We start from the raw sequence: 19,455 nt of genomic DNA, 5'->3' as shown, positions 1-19,455 counted from the left end.
ACTGCCCTTGGGTTTATTCGAGATTCTACATTTAACGTATATTCTCATAGCTGCAGAATTAAAGAAAACGAGAAAGGAGATACTACAATGAGTTCTTGTAATATCGACCACTCCAATGAGTCTGTATACGAAAAATTAGAAAGCCAGAAACAACATCTCCCTTCCTCTTTATACAATAACTGTAAAAAGAAATTAAACGAAGAGTTGCAACAAGATAAGCTGAATGAGGTGTTTCACCTTTTAAAAAAATATGATCTTGCTGATTACGATGAAAAACAAGCCCGTAATAAAAAGCTTATTCATTTGGTCGAGTAAAAGTAACTTACAGCTTTCGTAATCGTTTCGTTAATTTCTCACGCCAAGATTCCGCCAAAGCATCTACCGTTAAAATTTTTTCGATTGCTTTTTTATTTGAAGCATCATGGAAATAGGTTTGATTAGCAAAAAGCACACTAACACGACGAGAATCGGTATTGATTATTTCCAACTCGTCGTCTGCTTCTACTTTTCCACTTTTCAACACCCGGCATAAAAACCCAGTATATCCCGTTTCAATCACTCTTTTTAGTAAAGTGGATATGCCAGTGCGTTTGTTGATGGTGTCACACGGAATCCGTCCTTGTGTCACTTGAATAACCGCCGTTCCCACTTTATATGTGTTGCCGATATATACATCATCCTCACTCATATCTTCTACCGTCAAATTCTCTCCAAATGTTGCTTTATCAAGTTTCACCCCAAATTCGCGTTCCCATGTTTTGTAATGTTTGTATGGGTAAATGCATACTGCCCGATCGGGTCCGCCATGATTTTTTTTATCAGCTACATCATCCCTTTCAAAACCATGTTCAGTTAAATAAGCGTGTTCAACTAGTTGTTTTTGAATACCTGTTCGTATTTGTTTATTTTCACCATGATTCATATCTTTAGGCAGTCCAATTGCTAAATGGTGTATTTGATTTGCTCCCTGTTTCCCCACTCATTTTTCCTCCTCTGTCTGTTTTTTTTATTTTATCATCCGTATGATTAGAAACAAGTACTACCATAAAATACGACTACCACATATACCATCTCCCTTCTGTTCCTATTTTAAAAGTTTTGTATTAAAACTTTTAAAAATATGTCGAAATAAGTAGAAAGGAGGAGTTAAGAAAATGCAAAATAGAGAATTAGAGCAAGCGATTGCAAAGTTCCAAACGATGTTGGACACATATCCTGACACTAAGCAATCAGTGCACGAGTTTAGAAACTTTTTACGCTATTTTTTACGACTTAAATCATCCGATCAACCTCTGCCAACGGTTGAAATGATATCTATTCTAAAAGTCCAAAAACCAAATGTATTCCATTTTTTAAAACAACAAGGTAAAACAGATATGGTATTAGGGATGCTGACTGAAACCTCTGTTTCCGCCAAAATAGCAGAAGAAAGACTTGAGAAGTATTTACAATCTCGTTAAATATACATTCCCTCATATTATAGTTTGAAGGGGGAGGATTTTAATGAAAATGAATAACATAAGACGAGTATTGTATAAACTATCGCGTGTTTTGGGCGATGTGAATGCCGTTAAGCGTGGAACGATTGGAAAGCGAGTTGGACGGCGTGTAGCTGGGCGTCAAACAGGAAAATTACTTCGTAAACTATTCAAATAAACCGAGTACGAGGGGACTTCCCCCTCCGACCTTTTTACTAACATCACTAGAAAAACAACTATTTTCTAATGTTTTTAGAAAACATTTGCCTTCCTTTTTCACTACATATCCAAAGATAATGTACTTTATTAGTTTTCTTATCACACCTTTATTTCCCCTTTTGATTATCATTCCTCGGTGTTATCCTTTAAACATTCAATTGAGAAAAGCCCCTAAGGTAAAACCGCCTCGTCCTGTGGCAACACCGAACGGACCTTAATCCTGCAGGCCCCTCGTGTGAGCCCTTGACCTCATCCCTAAATCTGAAGGTTCGCCCGGAAATATAAATCGCGCAAAATCTATCCTTTCTTACCTTCTAAAAAAACAAAATAACTGTGCGTTTGCACCTAACATGGAAGACGTAAAAAAGTTGTTCTACGTTTATAGCCGCAGAACAACTTTTTTACACTTATTTTTTATATCGCCGTATTACTTTTTGGGTCTCATGCATGTCTTTCATCAGCCGATAAGGTTTGCTTATAACTCGTGTAGGTAGAGAGAAGAAAAAGTCACTATGATTGTGCCTATATTCTTTTGTGATGCGCGAAGGTTTTGTTGTAATGCGACTATAAACTTCCCCATATAGTTCGTTCATAATGTCAACGTCAACCTCTAATTCCCTACCGCATTTCTGACACATGATACTAGAAAGTTCGTGATTAATATAACGAATGACATGAGGAACTTCTTCTCTGCACTGGTTGCAATAAAGGTCTGATTCCATACTATTCGTTTTCATACTACTCACCTCTTTGACAGGCATCAATTCGTCCCCATATCTTTCAGAAAAACTATTCGTCTTGAAGCATACGCAGTCTCCAAATGGTGGACTCTTTCGTCTGTTCAATATCATTATACGTTAAGGTTTCTCCCTTTTTCACATCACGAAGTACTTTTACATTGCTGTCAACCAGGCCGATTGGAAATCCGTTACTTGCTTCTGCTTGTTTTTTCTTCATTAACGTCCCATATACACTATACCCGCCAATGCTGTCTAAATATTCCCCTTCCTTCAAATCTTTTTTCGCAACGGCTATTGTTTCACCTTGGCATCCATAATGAGGTGCAATCGTTGCTTCCTGATCAAAGTAAGCTTTAGCTACGGAAAGAGGTGTTTCCAGACTTGTTAAATGATAAGGGCGATACAATGTATAGTGGGGTCCATTTCCTAGTTTAACATATTTTAATTCTTCATGAACCTCTGCGTTACTAGAAGAAATAATGGCAAAAACCCCAGGTGCAACACCTTGTACATATTCCACAATTTCTGTTGAGTTCAATTCGCCCCCGTTTTCTTTCAATTGAAAGATATCGGCTAGTTCATCAACTGATGCTTTAAAACCATGCATTCCTGATTGATCCGGAGCAAATCCTGTTGCGTTTGCAACGGCATTCATCTCTACCATTGTTTTAGTACCATCTTGAAAAGAGGCTAACATTTTAGGACTTGCTCCTACTTTTTGCGCTTCTTCTGCAGCAGTAGATGGATTAGCTTCAATATTTAGTGGATTGTTTTTCCCTTTTCCTAACGCAACTACTTCAAATCCAAGTGCGTCTGCAAAGTCATACAATTCCATCACTGCCCCTGGCTCATCTCCAGCAGAACCTGTGTATACGACACCTGCACTGTCAGCTAACTTCTTTAAAACTGGGCCTACCGTGACATCAGCTTCAACATTCAACATGACGATATGCTTTTTATTTAAAATTGCTTCCCATGCTATTTCCGCACCTACATTCGGTATTCCGGTTGCATCCACAACAACATCAACTGGTGCCATACTGGCCACTTGTTTTGAATCAGAAGAGGCAACCACTTTTCCATTTTCAATAGCTCTTATGGCTTCAGATTCTATTTCCGTTTGAACAATATCTGCCGAAGGGATGTCAGCGTTTTCATAAGCATTCACCACATTTGATACTTGAATGTCAGCGGTTGCTACCACCTTCATTCCTTTCATTCCTTCAATTTGTGAAATCATTCCACGTCCCATCTGACCAGCGCCAATTAACCCTACTTTTATATATTTATCTTCCGCTTGCAGCTTTTGAAGTTTTCTATTTATTCCTAACATAAGTGAACCTCCTTATTCTCCTCTTAGTTTCTTTTACGGAATTGAATTTTCGAGTCTTCTGAAATGTTGTTATTCGGACCATGTTCTAAGCAAATGGTTCCAGGCATATCAGAATCGTCTTCCCCATTAAATTGTAACGTCGCATGCCCTAAATCCTTCATCGTTTCGTTGGCTTTGCCCCCGACAAATAAGATTTTATATGCATGATCGTCTATAACAAATTCATCACCGGGTTCAATTTCTCCAGAAATGCCTTGAGCATTATGAATAACCGCTATTTCTTTTAAATCTTCTGTTGCCGTTTCATTAAATAAAATGAGTATATTATCCTCTAACATTAATTCTACTTCTGGACCAATTGTTGTGACGTCCGCTTCAAAATAAGTTGTCATTGTTAGTTAACCTCCCATTGATTATAATGTTATTCTTCCACAAGTTCTTGGGCAGTGCGGTCATCTGTAATAAGAACATTCAAATACCCGCCTTTTAATGCCGCTTCAATACTTTCTAATTTGTACAAACTTTCTACTATGCCAATCACTTGAGGTATACGTTTTAAGTCAGGTAAATCCAACCCAATCACTCTGTGGTTTAATGGATGATCGACTTGGTCTCCTACCGCATCAAAAAACCTTGAACTGATATCCCCGACAACACCTGATTTTCGAAGCGAATGTAAATCTTCTGGCTGCAAATATCCGATTTGTTCCATGGTTGAATTTTTAAATGGATCACCCATTCCAACTACTGCAATATCTACATTTTTCCCCTGTTCCAGCACATGCGCTACGTCTTTTGAGTTCACAAGTCTCTCTTTCAATTCTTCTGACTCCACTATAGCGGGTGCATATAAATAAGAACACGTCGCATTCATCTTCTGTGCTAAATTAAAAGCTAAAGAATTGGAATGGATATTTACATGGGAACGCCCCATTCCGCCTACTAACGGAACAATATGCACATTATCCCGGCGCTCATACGGATATTCTTCTATAAGTGCCGATAACGTTGTTCCCCATGACAATCCTAATTTTTTATTTTCATCCAATTGTTTAGATAAATAGGATGCGGCAACTTTTCCTAAAAACCGCTTTACCATTTCCGGTGTAAAACCGCTGGTTGATAATACAATAGCCTGATCTAATCCATATTGTTTTTCTAATTTTTGCTCTAAATCTACGGTGTGTGCGTTCTCATCTTTAATGTAAACTTCCACAATGCCATCTTCTTTTGCTTTATGGAGTAGTTTTGAAATTACAGGCCGAGACACATTCATTTTTTTGGCAATTTGTGCTTGTGTCCAACCATCAAAATAATAAAGATTGGCCACCTTTACAATTTGTCGACGTTCTTCCCAACTTAGCATAAAGATCCCCTTTGTTTACGATAGTCATTTGCTTCCTTATTGTACCATTCCCCATTTCAATCAGAAATTTTTAATGATGTATGCCTTTATTAAGCCAGGCATTTGCTGCTTCAAAAAGATTTTCCGATAAAGTAGGGTGAGGATGAACCATTGCAGCTAATTCCTCTACCGTTCCTTCAAGGTGAATAAATGCTGTCGGTTCGCCAATCATTTCAGTTACGTGAGGTCCAATAAGCGTAACCCCTAATATTTCCCCAAATTCTTTATCAATAATTACTTTTGTTAAACCGTTTGTTTCTCCCATAGCCATCGCTTTTCCATTCCCTTGATAAGGAACCGTTTCTATCTTATAGTTATATCCTTGCTGCTTCGCTTCTTTTTCGGTTAGACCTACAGCTGCAATTTCAGGAGATGTATAGATACATCGAGGAATAAGGTTCTTATTAATGGTAGGTTGAATTTCAGAAGCATGCTCTGCTGCTGTTATTCCTTCTGCACTTGCAGCATGAGCAAGTTTCCATCCTCCGCTTGCAAGATCCCCTATCGTGTATATTCCTGGTATATTAGTCTGCATGTTTTTATCTACTTTTATAAAACCTTCCTCATATGCAACCGAACTATTTTTTAGAGCTGATACATTTGGCTTTCGACCCGCTGCTATTAATACATGATCGGTAAGAACTTGACCAGACTCTCCAGCATTGTTTTTGTACGATGCTGTTATTTTCCCTTGATTTTCCTCGACTTTTTCTAGAGTTGTATTCGTGAGAATTGATACCCCTTGGCGTTCAAGAGATTGACGTAATATAGCTGCAGCATCGGGATCTTCTTCCACAATAATATCTTCGTTCATTTCAACAATCGTTACCTCGACATGAAGACTTGCAAATAAGCTAGCGTATTCTACCCCAACAATGCCGCCTCCAACGATTAATAGAGATGAGGGAAGTTCTTGTAGATGAAATATACTATCACTTGTATCAAAGTGGATATCCTCCAGCCCTTTAACAGGTGGAATAATTGGGTTTGTTCCTGTCGCTACTATTATCTTTTTCGTTTGTAAACGTTTCTCTCCATTCGATGTGTCTACTACTACGTTTTCGGGATGAGTCACTTGACCGAGACCTTGGATGACATCAATCTTCCCCTGCTTTAACAAAGAGGATATGCCGTTTTGTAATTGTGAAACAATCTTCTCTTTTCGTTTTAACATTTTTTCGAATGAGAAGGTGGTCTCTCCCGTTTGAATCCCCCAATCTGCTGCGTTTTCTACTTGGTGTAAAACCTCTGCATGCTGCAACATCGTTTTAGAAGGAATGCAACCGCGATGTAAACATGTTCCTCCTACATCCCGTTCCTCTACAACAGCAACTTTTTTTCCTGCTTTTGAAGCCCGAATGGCAGCTATATAACCACCCGGCCCGCTTCCAATGATGACAATATCATAGGAACTCATAGCTCAACCTCCTTACATTAACAATTCATACGGCGATTCAAGCGCATGCTTTAAATCTGTGAGAAACGCAGCCGCTGGTGCTCCATCGACGATTCGATGATCAAAGGATAGACTAAATGCCATCATAGGACGCAATTCAATGTTCCCATTAACGCCTACTGGTGTCTCTTTCATTCTTCCAACCCCTAGTATAGCGGCTTCCGGTTGATTAATAATCGGAGTGAACCCGTCCACGGCATACATACCAAGATTACTAATTGTAAATGTGCCACCTTGCATTTGATTTGGCTGCAATTGTTGCTTTCTAGCGCTCTCACCAAGTTGCTTTGTTTCTTTCACTAACTCTGTGAAACCTTTTTGATCCGTTTTGGAAACAACAGGTACAACCAATCCTTGTTCTGTTGCAACAGCGATCCCAATATTTACTTCTTGATGAAGAATAATTTCATTTTTCTCTTCATTCAACGAAGCATTTAAATAAGGATGTCGTTTTAAAGTGACAGCTACAGCTTTTGCAATAATTTCTGTGTAAGATAGTTTATATCCCGTTTTTTCTACCATTTTATCCTGGAGCTGGCTGCGAAGACGAATCGCTTCGGTCATATCAATATCAGAATAGAGAGTGACATGCGGTACATTAGAAGCGCTTTCGGTCATTCTATCCGCTACGACTTTACGGATCCCCTGCATAGGTACACGTTCTGGTTCGTCTATTTGTTCTGATTGCGAAGTAAGATCGCGGGTATAAATTTTATTTCTCGGACCACTTCCCTCAACATTTTCCAGATTGACATTGTCTGCTTCTGCCCACTTACGAGCAAGCGGGCTCGCTTTTAGTTCTTGCTGGCCATCTTCTTCAGCATGAAGGTGAACATCATCCTGATGAATACGCTGTTTTGGACCCGTACCTGTCACTTCAAACAAAGAAACCCCTTTTTCTTTTGCTGCGCGTCTAGCTGCTGGTGTGGCACGCACTTTGGAAGTATCTGTTTTGTCAGTAGTGGTTTCTAATGTATTTTCCTCTATGGCTTCAGATACAGGTTCTTCTGCTTTTTCTTCCTCTCCCGCTGGTGCTGTATCCGGTACTTCCTCATTTTCTTCACCAATATATCCCACAACCGTATTTACCGGTACAACTTCGTCCACTTCGTAGTATTTTTTTAATAAAACACCTTCCTCGTAAGCTTCCACTTCAATATTGATTTTGTCGCTCATAACTTCAAATACCGGTTCCCCCATTTCTACGGGGTCCCCTTCGTTTTTTAACCATTGTAGAATAGTACCGGTTTCCATCGTACTGCTTAATTTTGGCATGAATATTTCTTTGGCCACATTCTCCCCTCCTTACTCTCGATTCAATGTATCTTTAACAGCCCGAATTAAATCTTCCGTTTGTGGTGTCATTGCTTTTTCTAATTCAGGATTGTAAGGGACCGGTACTGGAGAAGCGCCTAATCGTTTAACTGGAGCATCGAGAAAGTCGAATGCCTCACTTTCGGTAATCATGCTCGCAATTTCTCCTCCATATCCACCTCGTTTCACTGCTTCATGAGCGACAACAACACGATTTGTTTTTATAACAGATTGTATAATGGTTTCTTCATCTAAAGGTACGATCGAACGAGGATCGATAACTTCTACACTAATTCCTTCTTCAGCTAATGATTTTGCTGCTTCAAGGGCACGGTGAACCATTACGGTTGTCGCAATAATAGTTACGTCTTCCCCTTCTCGTTTAACATCTGCCTGACCTAGTGGAATGCTGTAAGGCTCTTCTGGTACATCCTCGCTACTCGTTTTATAAAGTAATTTGTGCTCATAAAAAATAACAGGGTTAGGATCGTCAATCGCTGCTTTTAACAAGCCTTTTGCGTCATATGCCGTTGATGGCTGCACTACTTTTAACCCTGGAATGTGAGCTACCCAAGCTTCAAGGCTTTGGGAATGCTGAGCTGCAGCTCCCGTTCCAGATCCTGCGGGTGTTCGGAGAACCATCGGTACATTTCCTTTCCCGCCATACATATAACGAAGTTTCGCCGCTTGGTTAGCCAATTGGTCCATCGCTATCGTAATAAAATCCGAAAATTGCAATTCAACAATAGGCTGCATGCCTGTCAAAGCAGAACCAATTGCAGATCCTGTAATTCCTGCTTCAGAAATCGGTGTATTCCTCACTCTTTCCGGTCCAAATTCTTCAATCATTCCACGTGTCACGCCAAAAGCGCCACCATAAACTCCAATATCTTCTCCCATTAGAAATACATTTTCATTTTCCCGCATTTCTTGAGACATCATTTCTCGTAATGCTTCCACATAAGTGAGTTCTCTCATTCGTTTTCCCCTCCTTTAAAAGAAAAGCTCTAGGCGTACACATCTTCCATTAATGTATCTATTGATGGTTCTGGACTGTCTTCAGCATATTTAACAGCATCTTCGACTTCCTGTTTCGCTTCTTTACGTAAATTATCTGCCGCTTCTTCCGTTACTATTTCTTCGCTGATGAGAAGATCACGAAAACGTTTGATGCCGTCTGCTTCTTTCCATGCTTGTTCTTCTTCACGAGTTCTGTATTTTCTCGCGTCCGATTTGGAGTGACCTTTCCAACGATACGTTTTTGCTTCAATTAAGACTGGACCTTTTCCATCACGTGCGTGCTTTACAGCTTCATGGGTTTCATTCATGACTTCAATGAGATCATTTCCGTCTACGACTTTTCCTGGAATTCCGTAGGCAGTTGCACGATCAGCAATATGTTCAATGTTTACCATTTCTTTTACCGATCCTGACATGCCATATTGGTTGTTTTCACAAATGAATATGACTGGTAAATTCCAAATGGAGGCGATATTCAAAGATTCATGAAAGCTCCCTTCATTTGCCGCCCCATCTCCAAAGTAACTAAGAATAACTTCATCTTTTTGCTTCATTTTGGATGTTAGTGCTGCACCTGTTGCAAGAGGAATTCCTCCACCCACAATACCATTGGCACCAAGGTTTCCTTTTTCTACATCTGCAATGTGCATAGAGCCGCCTTTTCCTTTACAATATCCTGTTGATCGGCCAAATAACTCTGCCATCATCCGGTTGATATCTGCTCCTTTAGCAATGCAATGCCCATGTCCGCGGTGTGTGCTCGTGATTTTATCTTCCTCTTTGATAACAGCACAAGGGCCGGTTGCAGTTACTTCTTGCCCGACGCACAAATGAGTAGTACCGTGAATCATTCCTTTTGCGAAAAATTCGTCGACCTTTTCATCAAAAAAACGAATCGTCCACATTTCTTTTAGAAGACTGAGCAATTCATCATTTGACTTTTCTGGATAAAGTTGTACTGAATTTAACATATTGCACCTCCGTTACATTTGTTCATATATATAACTTTTGTAATTATATTAGTATCAAAACAACTAAATGTCAATTAAATATTATTTTTGTTCTTAAAAGGAACATTTGTAATAATAACGTCAAAAAAATTTCCATTCCTTTGCAGTTAAGAAGGTGGTCTTCCCCTTTTATTATTCATAAGAGGAAGACATCTTCTTTTTAATACATTCCAAAACTAGCAAAGTAAGCAATGATAACGGCTGCCGGTCCGGTCGCCAGTCTCGAGAATAGAACCGCGGGTATACCTACTTCAACCGTTTCTGGCTCCGCTTCTCCAAGTGTCAGACCTACTGGAATAAAGTCCATTCCTACTTGTGGGTTAATCGCAAATAAAGCAGGGAGTGCCATTTGTGGCGGAATGTTTCCTTTTCCTATTTCAACACCAACTAAAACACCAACTACCTGTGCAATAACGGCTCCCGGCGCAAGAATTGGCGAAATAACTGGAATCGCACATAAAAGTGATAAGATTAACATTCCTGTAAGCGTACTTGCCAGCGGTGTAACATAATTTGCAATGAGATCGCCAATTCCCGTGTAATTAATAATTCCAATTAGCATACTGACAAATGCCATAAACGGTAAAATATTTTTTATCACCGTATCAATGGTTTCCCGACCGGATTGGAAAAATATACTGACAACGTTTCCAATTTTGGAACCAAGGGCATCAATAAAAGTTCCTATTTTCCCCTTACCTTGTCCTCCATTTCCACTTTTAGCGACTTCTTGCTTAGCTTCTTCTTTCGTTTTCTTTTCCGTGTCGTTATTCGATGAATGTTGTTCTACTTCTTCATTTGCCTCTTCTACACTTGCTTCTACCGGTTCGCCATCTGTCATTTCTACATTTTCCGTCCCAACGCCAGATACAAAGTTCGTTTCTTTAATAAACTTCATTAATGGTCCAGATGGTGAATTGCTAAACACATTGATCGTTAAAACACCCATTCTTGGATACACACCACTTCTTGCCGTTCCTCCACAATTGATGACAGCACATGCCATTTCTTCTTTTTCGACTGATTTTTCAAAGCCGTCAATTGCAATACCGCCTGTGTTATCCGCTATGGCCTGTGCGACAGGATGGATTCCACCACCTGTTACCGATACAATATATTTTTTCTCATCATCCGGCTGGATAACTAGTGGGCCTCCCCATCCCGTTGAACCTTTGTGTACTTTTACAGCTTTGTATTCACTCATTGGTTAAACCTCCTTCAAACGTTAGAAATATTAGCTAGCTTCTGCTTCAGGCTGCACTTTTTTCTTCTTATTATTTTTAATCATGTAGCCCGTTATTAACTCTGTTACAATACCTCTAAGCAACATGACAGCAATACCTACGAGTAAAAATCTCATTGCTAGTGGTCCAAGTGACAAACCAAGCTCTGTAATACCAGCAGAAACACCTGTGTAAACGAATAATTCTGCTGCGTTTGCGTGTGGGAAAAGACCCGTTACTGGGTGAACAAATGATACCGTTGAATCATAAAAGGCTGGTTTTTGTCTCTCTGGTAAAAACCGTCCAAACGTATAACACATTGGATTCGTTAAGAAAAACACGGCCATAAATGGAAAGATAGTGTATCTCAATATGAAATACTTCGTACATTTTTGTGCAAAACGATTTACTCTTTCTTCCCCTACAAATTTAATAAGAGCATTTACAGCTGTTATGAGTACAATCAATAATGGAATAATACCTGTCACAAGTCCTGTAAAGGTTTCTCCGCCTGCTTCAAACATTCCAATGAAGCCTTCTGCTAAATTAATCAAGAAATCCATGCTTCATTCTCCTCTCTTTTCTTTTTCATCTCATTTTCTATCATGCTGATTGCATTTGTCAGAGCATTTGTTTCTTTTTCACTTAAAAATTCCGACGATTTACTATCTTCAAGCGTCATCCCAAGTAAGCGCTTACTATCTTTGAATCTTGAAAAGACAGTTAATCCTTTCATCACTTTTGCTTCCACTATTTCGGAATCTTCGTTACAAACAATTAGCATGACTGCCCCATTTCCAAGCTTTTTTTTAAAGTATCCTGTCCCCAAATAACCTGAGTTTCGATGGCTTACTTCTTTAATTTTCGATTGATAGTGTTTTACTTGAAGATGGGTTAACAAAAACTGCAGCCCCCAAATGCTAGCAAACACTATAAAGAAAGTTGACCACATATTCTTCCTCCTTTTTACAAATGTATATAATCAAAACTTTTGTAAATAAAATAATAAAACGCTTACAAAGTAATGTCAACCATTTTTAGAAAACTATAAAAATTTATTACTTGGAAATCAAAGCTTGAGCCATATTGTCATCGACAATGAGAACGTTTATATATCCGCCTTTTAATGCGGCATGGAGGCTATTTACCTTCTCTGTTCCATCGGTAATAGCAATCACCTCTGGTATTTGTTTTAAATCGGCTAATGTTAATCCAATTGTTCTTTGGTTTAACGGGTGCATGATATCTTGTCCGTGCTCATCATAAAATTGAGAATTTATATCTCCTACTGCACTTTCTTTATTTAACGACGCTACATCTTCTTTCTCAATATACCCCATTTCTGCCATCGTCGATTGTGAAGTAGGAACACCAACGCCTACTACCGCCACTTCTACATTCCTTCCTTGTTCTAGCACCTCTGAAATATCTTTAGAATCCATTAACTTTTGTTTTAAATCATCTGTTTCTACCATAGCCGGAGCATGTAGATAGGACGAAGTAGTGTTTAACTTTTGTGCAAGATGGAAAGTTAAATGGTTGGAATGTAAGTGTACGTAATTGCTTCCCATTCCTCCTATGAGGGGAACCAGGTGCACATTTTTCTTATCTTGATAAGGAAATTCATCAATAAAAGAATACATTGATTTTCCCCAGGAAATACCAATCTTGTTAACATGATCTAATTTTTTAGAGATATAAGCAGAAGCTGCTTGTCCCACACGACGTTTTATCATCTCTGATCCATGATTGGAAGAAGCCAACACAACCACATCTTCCAATCCATATCTTTTTTCTATTTCATTTTCAAGCTCTACAGTATGAAGGGTTTCGTCTTTTATATGAATTTCTATAATACCCGTTTCTTTAGCAAGCTGCAGAGATTTTGAAATAATTGGACGTGATAAGCCCACTTTTTTAGATATTTCCGTTTGTGTCCAATTTTCCAAGTAATATAGTTTGGCTATTTTTACCAATTGTCGTCGTTCTTTCCAGTCCATTTATGACCCTCCTTGTTACATTTGTAAATATAATGGGTATTCATATCATAGCAGGAAGTGTTGATATTTTGAAACAGTTTTCGACTAATATGTTCCAAACCTGTTTCATCAAAAATGTAAGCCCTTTATTGACGAAATAATAAGAATAAGATATTCTAGTTATACTATATTTACATTTGATATTAAATTGAACTATTGTAAAGGAGGGGTGATTCATGCAAACGAGATTTTCTACACAACAACGGGATGCGCAAAGAGAATATTTAGAAAATACTTCGTTTGATATGATTGTTATTGGGGGCGGAATAACAGGGAGTGGTATTGCTTTAGATGCTGTAACCCGAGGGATGAAAGTCGCTTTAATTGAACGCAAAGATTTTGCATCCGGTACAAGCAGCCGATCAGGAAAATTAATTCACGGTGGCTTAAAATATCTTAAAAATTTTGAGTTTTCAATCGTTAAAGAGGTTGGGAGAGAACGAGATATTGTGTATAACAATGCCCGACACCTCGTTTACCCTATCAATATGGTATTTCCCTTAATCAAAGGAGAGTCGTTTAACAAGCTTACATTAAAGGCGGGATTAACAGTCTATGACCGGTTAGCTGGAGTGAAAAGTGAAGAACGACACGAGATTCATTCAAAAAAGTCCACCTTACAAAATGAGCCTCTCTTTCATAAAAAAACGGTAACAGGCAGCGGTGAATATGTTGAATACCGAACAGATGACAGTCGATTAACTATGGAAACGGCAAAAACAGCTTTTGAAAAAGGCGCTGCTGTGTTGAACTACACGGAGATGACAGATTTTATCAGAGACGACGAAGAAAAAATAACAGGCATTTTGGTAAATGACCATTTAAATGAAGATTCATTTCCCCTTCATGGGACCTACATTGTTAATGCCGCTGGGCCTTGGGTAGATGAGGTACGAAAAAAAGATCACCCGATAACAGGAAAACATATGGTACATGCTAAGGGGATTCACCTCGTTTTTCCTTACGAGAAGATTCCTGTGCATTCTTCTATCTATTTTCAACACAATGGTAGAATGATTGCTGTGATTCCAAGAGGAGACACAACCTATGTAGGTTCGACTGAATCTCTCTATGAGGAAGATATGGACAACATTTATGTTTATAAATCCGAGTGTAATTATTTAATTGGCTGCCTTTATGACATGTTTCCTGATTTGGATATAAGTATAGACGATATCGCCTCCAGTTGGGCTGGAATCCGTCCATTAATAGGTCATGATAACAGCAAACCTTCCGAACTATCACGTCACGACGAAATTTTTGAATCAGAAGCTGGTTTAATAACAATTGCTGGCGGTAAATTGACTGGATATAGAAAAATGGCAGAGCGTATCATGGATTATGTTGCTCGTAGAGGTAACATTAAACTATCCCCGTCTCAAACAGAATGGGTTCCATTAGCCGGAGGGAACTTTGCATCAGACCAAGACATGCATTTATATATTAACGAACTGTATAAACAATATGAACACTTGCAACTTTCCAAGCAAGACATCCATACTTATGTCTTCCGATACGGTTCTCGGACTGAACTGCTTTTAGAACAAATAGAATCGTTTGATACCACCTATACAAATCATGAAAAAAGAAATATTGCGGCTGAAGCAATGTATACAGTTGAGCATGAGATGGTTGCAACGTTAGCAGATTTTTATGACCGGCGTACAAGTTATCTATTATTTGACATTGACAGAGTGAAACGTACAGAACCGGTAGTTACTGAGATTCTTGCTAATAAATTAAACTGGGATTCCTATCGCAAGGAAAATGAACGGCATTCCATCCAGGTTTTAATCGACCAAGCCTTAACCTTTTTAGAGTAAGAAAGGAGAAATTGGTTATGTACGGTGTCGCACTAACTGACAAACAAACATTAGAATATCAACAAAAGACTTTACCACCTTTAGAGCATAATGAAATATTATTGAAAGTACATGCAATCGGCATATGCGGATCTGACCTTCGTATCTTTCAACACGGTGACTCAAGAATTTCACTGCCCCGCATTATCGGCCATGAAATTGCTGGAGAAGTGGTGGAATTAGGAAGTTCCATCTCACGTTTTGATATTGGAGATAGAGTAACGCTAGGTGCGCATATACCTTGCGGCGTTTGTGTCTATTGTCAAAAAAACCAGGGACATCATTGCGTAAAAGGACACTCGATGGGGTATCAAGTGGACGGTGGATTCGCAGAATATGTAGTGCTTCCTGGCACCTTCGTCGAAAACGGATCTATCCAGAAAATAGCGGCTACTACTTCATATGAACAGGCCTGTCTATCAGAACCATTTTCGTGCGTGTTAAGCGGATTACAAGAGCTTCAGCCAGAACCCGGAGACACCGTTGTCGTCTATGGTGCCGGAGCTATAGGCTGTATGTACATTGCTGCATTAAAAAGAATAGGGGTTGCTAAAGTAATTGTCATTCAACGTTCCGCTCCGCGTCGGCAAAAAGCTATAGAGGCAGGAGCTGATGTTGTTATTAACCCAACCAGTGCTGACACCCTTCAGCAAGTGATAAAAGAAACAGATGGTCAAGGGGCCGATTCGATTATTATCACCGCTCCATCGCCCGACGCACAAAACGAGGCACTCGATCTTGTAAAAAAAATGGGGGATGTTCTTATTTTCGCTGGAATTAAAAATCAATCATCTGTTCCTTTAAATACTAATCAAATGATGTACAAACAATTGCGTGTAATTGGTACACACGGCGCTCCCCGTGCTTCACATGTTGAAGCAGTAAAGTGGATTGATCAAGGGCTTCTTGATTTTGACTTTTTCATCACTCACTCATTCCAATTGGAAGAAACGGCCAAAGCATTTCAAACCGCTGACAGCAAAGAAGGATTGAAATGTATTGTAAAACCGCACGAATGATATACAAATGTTATATTATAAGAAAAGCTGTCCTTGCCTTTTTCAGGCGGACAGCTTTTCTTATTAATCAGCAACCCCTAATGCGATTTTAGCGTAACGAGACATTTTACTTTTGTCCCACGGCGGGTTCCACACGATATTCACGTCGACTTCGTTGATTTCTCCGAATTCTTGTAAATCACTTAATGCTGATTTAATATCACTGACGATTGTTTCAGCAAGCGGACATCCCATAGCTGTTAATGTCATCGTGATTTTGGCGTTTAAATCACTGTCAACGTCAGCTCCGTACACGAGACCAAGGTTTACAATATCTATGCCAAGCTCAGGGTCTGTTACATTTTCAAGCTCAGCTATTATTCGTTCCTCTAATTCGCTATTTTCTTCAGACATCCCAACACCTCCTTATACTTACTCTAACTGTAACAAACATTTTCGTTTTTCAAAATTATTTTGTCTTATTTTTCATATCCCCTATTCGATGTGCTTGTCCTTATAGTATACTAATTAATGCTGAACGACATGCATTTCATTTGCGTCTATCATGCTTTATAGATAGAATCCTATTTGTAAATTAAAAATATGAACCCGATGGAGGTAAAAATATTGATGTGGTCCACCATTTTGCTTGGAACGGTTTGTTTTGTCGCTCTTATCTTTTTCTATCAACGATGGATGCCGGTCTTTGGTGTAAAGTGTGCTCCTCTTCCTAAACAACCATTACCGGATAATACTGTCGTACTTGATATTCGAGATTATCAAGACGCCGACCGTTTTCCAGTAAAAAATGCTCACACCCTACCTTATCCTTATTTAAAACGTCATCTCCAAACAATAGATGCTAACCAGATTTTTGTGGTGGCTCCAGACAAAGTTTCTAGAAACTTAAGCATTCGTCTTCTCCAAAAAAACGGGCGTACTGTTACAGGATTTGCTGTTGTGTCTGGAGATGAAACATCCAAAACGTCTGTGAAAGTAGATTGCAGCTAACAGAGCCGGTGCACAAGCCCCTCCAATTTGGAGAGGCTTTTTTGTATTCTCTTGTAGCGCTACAGCTTTCCTAAAAAGAGACCAGAGCCTCCATAATCAGCTCTGGTCTTGCTGTTCACTATTGTTGGTATCCATTTAACACACTAGCTCCAGTCAAAGTCACAACATTTTGTGTCGCAGCTGGGTCTAGACCTTCCACAGCGACGAAGCCATCCATCGTTCCAGCTTCTGTCTCGAAGGTTAAGTGTTCTTTACGACTGTCACGCATGGCCTCCATGAAAAAACGTTGATTTTCTACACCATGTAGAGTTGCTTCCCATTTTTCAGGATCACCGTCTTTTACATGGAGTTCACCTGTGTTAAAAGTAATTTTATCGTTTTTTTCTTCCACTACTACTTTGTCAATTTTCAAGTTGTGCCTCCTCTAAAATAACTTACATTTTTGTAAATACCCTGACGATACAATTTTAAACGTATGACTTAGCGTTGAAAACAAGCAATATTATTTTTTTATTTTTCACAAATGATAAAAAGAGACCTTCCAAAATTTAAATGGAACAGCCTCTTTCATTTTCCGTTTAGAGTCAGCTTGCTGCTTCATCTTTTAACACAATTTCGCGTTGGTATGGGAATTCCTCCTCTTCTTGAAAAGGAAAATCAATATACTCAATACATATCGTTCGTGTGTATTCTGCAATCACCGTGCACACTTTCCCCTTATACGAAACTTCTTGTCCAATAATATATTGCTTTTCGTTCCCTTGGGCATCAGCCAATGGAGGTCCTCCTTTCAACACTTTTGTAAATAGCTACAAAATACGATCACTACTAAGGATTACTGTTTTTTTCGAGAAGTTCGTTTGTTTAATTCATCAATGGTACCCGCTGTATACGTATCAGATACCTGTTCATGTGTATCTGCCAACCCACGGGAGACAGATTCATTACTATTATAGTCATCAGGATGATTAGTCTTATCTGTATTTGTTGATTTCTTATCCATTGAAAAGTCTCCTTTTTTTGTCATTACCTATATGGTGCGACAAAAATGAAGGAGATATTCTTTTAATGTGTCATTGTTTTTAACCCATATACTATCTGAAAATGTTATTCGTTTCCACTGGATTGTTTATCATTTTGCACATTGTTTTCATTATCTTTGTCCTTCTTCTTAAAAATACTCTGATAAACAGTGATAAGCACAATTATCATTAAAGGAAATTTTAAATTAAATGTTTTCGTTTGTACCATGTCTAGAATTAATAACGGCGTTAAAATAAACACACTGACCCCTAATAATATATACCAATATATCTTCATCGTAATCTCCTCCAGTATCTATGTTTTATCTATTTATCGAAGTTGTTTAGCAAGCATACTCCTGTTACCCGTCTATGACCAGGTAGCTTTTTTCATTACATAATTCTCTCCTTGATCACTATCACTAGTAATCTATGAATTCCATTAAGAAGTAGTGTCGTTAATAAGAGAGCTGTGAATCAGCTGCTCTTCCGATTCTCTTCGCAACTCAGATTCATAAGTAAGTGCCTTGTTATAGCTTATACAACTTGGTATATCTCTTTTTCCAATTTTCAATTCGATTGCGTTCACCACCTTATTCATAAAGTATTGCTGTCCTACAAGCTGACCTTTAATTACTCTTTTCATTCTGATACTTTTAAGTTTCCCTATTATATTGTTAAGGACTAGCATTCTTTCTTCGGTTGTTTCCAACAGTCTGTTCTCTAATTTAAGTTTTAACTTTTGATGCAAATCGTGTAAGTTATGAAGTTCTTCTACATTCGAATTATCCCACTCGATTGGTTTTTCCCGTTTCAATCTTTTATGGATTTGTTGAAGCTGTTTGGTATAAAAACTAATATCTTCCTTCAATTTGTTTTTTTCTCCGATAAAATATGCCATCGTACGAAATGCATCGACCTCCCTTTCTGTAAAAGGTTGTCCCTCTTTTTCTATGTAAGCCAAAACCTGATCAAAAATTCTCTTTTGCTTCGCAAAGTTTTTCGCGTCAAATTCCTTTGCATCCGATTTAATAATAGGTGATTGGTTGGTTAGACAGTAAAAATGAAATTCTTTACGAAAAATTTCTATAAAAATATTCTTATCTTTAATGTTTCTTGCTTGATCATCCGTAATGATATATATACGTCCTCCTGGGTTGAGAGTGATCCTGAAAAGCAGAGAATGGATAATAATCATCCTGTACTTCTTTCCTTCCCAAAAAAAATAAGGACTCATTTGCGCTGTTTCCATAAATCTCATATACTGTTTCGCCAGCTTTTTAAACTCTCCCGTTACTCGTCTATGACCAGGTAGCTTTTTCATT

General features: G+C 38.6%; 24 protein-coding genes. 6 read left to right on the top strand and 18 right to left on the bottom strand.

Annotated features, from left to right (window positions below; translation table 11 throughout):
* The first annotated feature begins 87 nt into the window (after positions 1–87).
* Complete coding sequence (locus J2S78_RS06555) at positions 88–315, top strand: hypothetical protein (RefSeq protein ID WP_306897205.1); 228 nt, start codon at positions 88–90, stop codon at positions 313–315.
* Positions 316–322: 7 nt separating this feature from the next.
* Here the strand turns inward: J2S78_RS06555 and J2S78_RS06550 are convergent, their stop codons facing one another.
* Entirely contained in the window at positions 323–922 is a 600-nt protein-coding gene (locus J2S78_RS06550; RefSeq protein WP_306898735.1) for an MOSC domain-containing protein, read from the bottom strand.
* Positions 923–1,154: 232 nt separating this feature from the next.
* Between J2S78_RS06550 and J2S78_RS06545 the strand changes: the two genes are divergently transcribed.
* Both J2S78_RS06545 and J2S78_RS06540 read left to right on the top strand, forming a co-directional pair.
* On the top strand, positions 1,155–1,460 hold the full coding sequence (locus tag J2S78_RS06545) for a hypothetical protein (RefSeq protein WP_306897204.1): 306 nt from the start codon (positions 1,155–1,157) through the stop codon (positions 1,458–1,460).
* Positions 1,461–1,503: 43 nt separating this feature from the next.
* Positions 1,504–1,656 (top strand): hypothetical protein, encoded by a 153-nt coding sequence (locus J2S78_RS06540; protein ID WP_306897202.1) that lies wholly within the window; start codon positions 1,504–1,506, stop codon positions 1,654–1,656.
* An 830-nt stretch (positions 1,657–2,486) separates the two neighbouring features.
* On the opposite strand, the gene J2S78_RS06535 is transcribed toward J2S78_RS06540, so the two are convergent.
* From J2S78_RS06535 to J2S78_RS06485, 11 genes are all read right to left on the bottom strand, one after another.
* A complete protein-coding gene (locus tag J2S78_RS06535) occupies positions 2,487–3,770 on the bottom strand; it encodes an NAD(P)H-dependent oxidoreductase (protein WP_306897201.1) in 1,284 nt (427 codons plus the stop codon).
* Between the two features lie 23 nt (positions 3,771–3,793).
* On the bottom strand, positions 3,794–4,162 hold the full coding sequence (locus J2S78_RS06530) for a PTS glucitol/sorbitol transporter subunit IIA (RefSeq protein ID WP_306897198.1): 369 nt from the start codon (positions 4,160–4,162) through the stop codon (positions 3,794–3,796).
* A gap of 29 nt (positions 4,163–4,191) precedes the next feature.
* A complete protein-coding gene (locus J2S78_RS06525) occupies positions 4,192–5,136 on the bottom strand; it encodes a sugar-binding transcriptional regulator (protein ID WP_306897197.1) in 945 nt (314 codons plus the stop codon).
* 70 nt (positions 5,137–5,206) lie between these two features.
* Positions 5,207–6,592, bottom strand: a complete 1,386-nt coding sequence (gene lpdA / locus J2S78_RS06520; protein ID WP_306897196.1) for a dihydrolipoyl dehydrogenase — start codon at positions 6,590–6,592, stop codon at positions 5,207–5,209.
* Positions 6,593–6,604: 12 nt separating this feature from the next.
* Entirely contained in the window at positions 6,605–7,924 is a 1,320-nt protein-coding gene (locus tag J2S78_RS06515; RefSeq protein ID WP_306897195.1) for a dihydrolipoamide acetyltransferase family protein, read from the bottom strand.
* 12 nt (positions 7,925–7,936) lie between these two features.
* Positions 7,937–8,923 carry an alpha-ketoacid dehydrogenase subunit beta gene (locus tag J2S78_RS06510; RefSeq protein ID WP_306897194.1) on the bottom strand — a complete coding sequence of 329 codons (987 nt, stop codon included), beginning with the start codon at positions 8,921–8,923 and terminating at the stop codon, positions 7,937–7,939.
* Positions 8,924–8,952: 29 nt separating this feature from the next.
* Positions 8,953–9,936, bottom strand: coding sequence for a thiamine pyrophosphate-dependent dehydrogenase E1 component subunit alpha (locus J2S78_RS06505; protein ID WP_306897193.1), 984 nt, complete (start codon positions 9,934–9,936; stop codon positions 8,953–8,955).
* A 199-nt stretch (positions 9,937–10,135) separates the two neighbouring features.
* Positions 10,136–11,179 carry a PTS glucitol/sorbitol transporter subunit IIB gene (gene srlE, locus J2S78_RS06500; RefSeq protein ID WP_306897191.1) on the bottom strand — a complete coding sequence of 348 codons (1,044 nt, stop codon included), beginning with the start codon at positions 11,177–11,179 and terminating at the stop codon, positions 10,136–10,138.
* A 30-nt stretch (positions 11,180–11,209) separates the two neighbouring features.
* On the bottom strand, positions 11,210–11,761 hold the full coding sequence (srlA, locus tag J2S78_RS06495) for a PTS glucitol/sorbitol transporter subunit IIC (RefSeq protein WP_125559829.1): 552 nt from the start codon (positions 11,759–11,761) through the stop codon (positions 11,210–11,212).
* On the bottom strand, positions 11,749–12,150 hold the full coding sequence (locus tag J2S78_RS06490) for a transcriptional regulator GutM (protein WP_306897188.1): 402 nt from the start codon (positions 12,148–12,150) through the stop codon (positions 11,749–11,751). Before J2S78_RS06490 ends, srlA begins: the two co-directional genes overlap by 13 nt.
* A 106-nt stretch (positions 12,151–12,256) precedes the next feature.
* Positions 12,257–13,198: a sugar-binding transcriptional regulator gene (locus J2S78_RS06485; protein ID WP_306897187.1), complete on the bottom strand. Its 942-nt coding sequence runs from the start codon at positions 13,196–13,198 to the stop codon at positions 12,257–12,259.
* 215 nt (positions 13,199–13,413) lie between these two features.
* Here J2S78_RS06485 and J2S78_RS06480 point away from each other — a divergent pair, with 215 nt between their 5' ends.
* Both J2S78_RS06480 and J2S78_RS06475 read left to right on the top strand, forming a co-directional pair.
* Positions 13,414–15,060: a glycerol-3-phosphate dehydrogenase/oxidase gene (locus tag J2S78_RS06480; RefSeq protein ID WP_306897185.1), complete on the top strand. Its 1,647-nt coding sequence runs from the start codon at positions 13,414–13,416 to the stop codon at positions 15,058–15,060.
* A gap of 17 nt (positions 15,061–15,077) precedes the next feature.
* Positions 15,078–16,118 carry a zinc-dependent alcohol dehydrogenase gene (locus J2S78_RS06475; RefSeq protein WP_306897183.1) on the top strand — a complete coding sequence of 347 codons (1,041 nt, stop codon included), beginning with the start codon at positions 15,078–15,080 and terminating at the stop codon, positions 16,116–16,118.
* Between the two features lie 63 nt (positions 16,119–16,181).
* On the opposite strand, the gene J2S78_RS06470 is transcribed toward J2S78_RS06475, so the two are convergent.
* Entirely contained in the window at positions 16,182–16,511 is a 330-nt protein-coding gene (locus J2S78_RS06470; RefSeq protein WP_125559819.1) for a metal-sulfur cluster assembly factor, read from the bottom strand.
* A 213-nt stretch (positions 16,512–16,724) separates the two neighbouring features.
* On the opposite strand from J2S78_RS06470, the gene J2S78_RS06465 reads away from it, so the two are divergent.
* Entirely contained in the window at positions 16,725–17,108 is a 384-nt protein-coding gene (locus J2S78_RS06465) for a hypothetical protein (protein WP_306897181.1), read from the top strand.
* A gap of 118 nt (positions 17,109–17,226) precedes the next feature.
* Here J2S78_RS06465 and J2S78_RS06460 read toward each other — a convergent pair whose 3' ends face one another.
* From J2S78_RS06460 to J2S78_RS06440, 5 genes are all read right to left on the bottom strand, one after another.
* Positions 17,227–17,520 (bottom strand): hypothetical protein, encoded by a 294-nt coding sequence (locus J2S78_RS06460; RefSeq protein WP_125559816.1) that lies wholly within the window; start codon positions 17,518–17,520, stop codon positions 17,227–17,229.
* A 172-nt stretch (positions 17,521–17,692) separates the two neighbouring features.
* Complete coding sequence (locus J2S78_RS06455) at positions 17,693–17,884, bottom strand: hypothetical protein (protein WP_306897180.1); 192 nt, start codon at positions 17,882–17,884, stop codon at positions 17,693–17,695.
* A 59-nt stretch (positions 17,885–17,943) separates the two neighbouring features.
* Positions 17,944–18,111, bottom strand: a complete 168-nt coding sequence (locus J2S78_RS06450) for a YozQ family protein (protein WP_306897179.1) — start codon at positions 18,109–18,111, stop codon at positions 17,944–17,946.
* Between the two features lie 104 nt (positions 18,112–18,215).
* Positions 18,216–18,428, bottom strand: coding sequence for a hypothetical protein (locus J2S78_RS06445; RefSeq protein WP_306897178.1), 213 nt, complete (start codon positions 18,426–18,428; stop codon positions 18,216–18,218).
* Positions 18,429–18,572: 144 nt separating this feature from the next.
* Positions 18,573–19,454 carry a hypothetical protein gene (locus tag J2S78_RS06440; protein ID WP_306897176.1) on the bottom strand — a complete coding sequence of 294 codons (882 nt, stop codon included), beginning with the start codon at positions 19,452–19,454 and terminating at the stop codon, positions 18,573–18,575.
* Position 19,455 lies beyond the last annotated feature (1 nt).

The organism is Salibacterium salarium, assembly GCF_030813635.1.
Lineage (GTDB): Bacteria > Bacillota > Bacilli > Bacillales > Marinococcaceae > Salibacterium > Salibacterium salarium.
The sequence above is the reverse complement of the archived record's forward strand: the minus strand, read 5'-3'. Positions and strand labels throughout refer to the sequence as shown.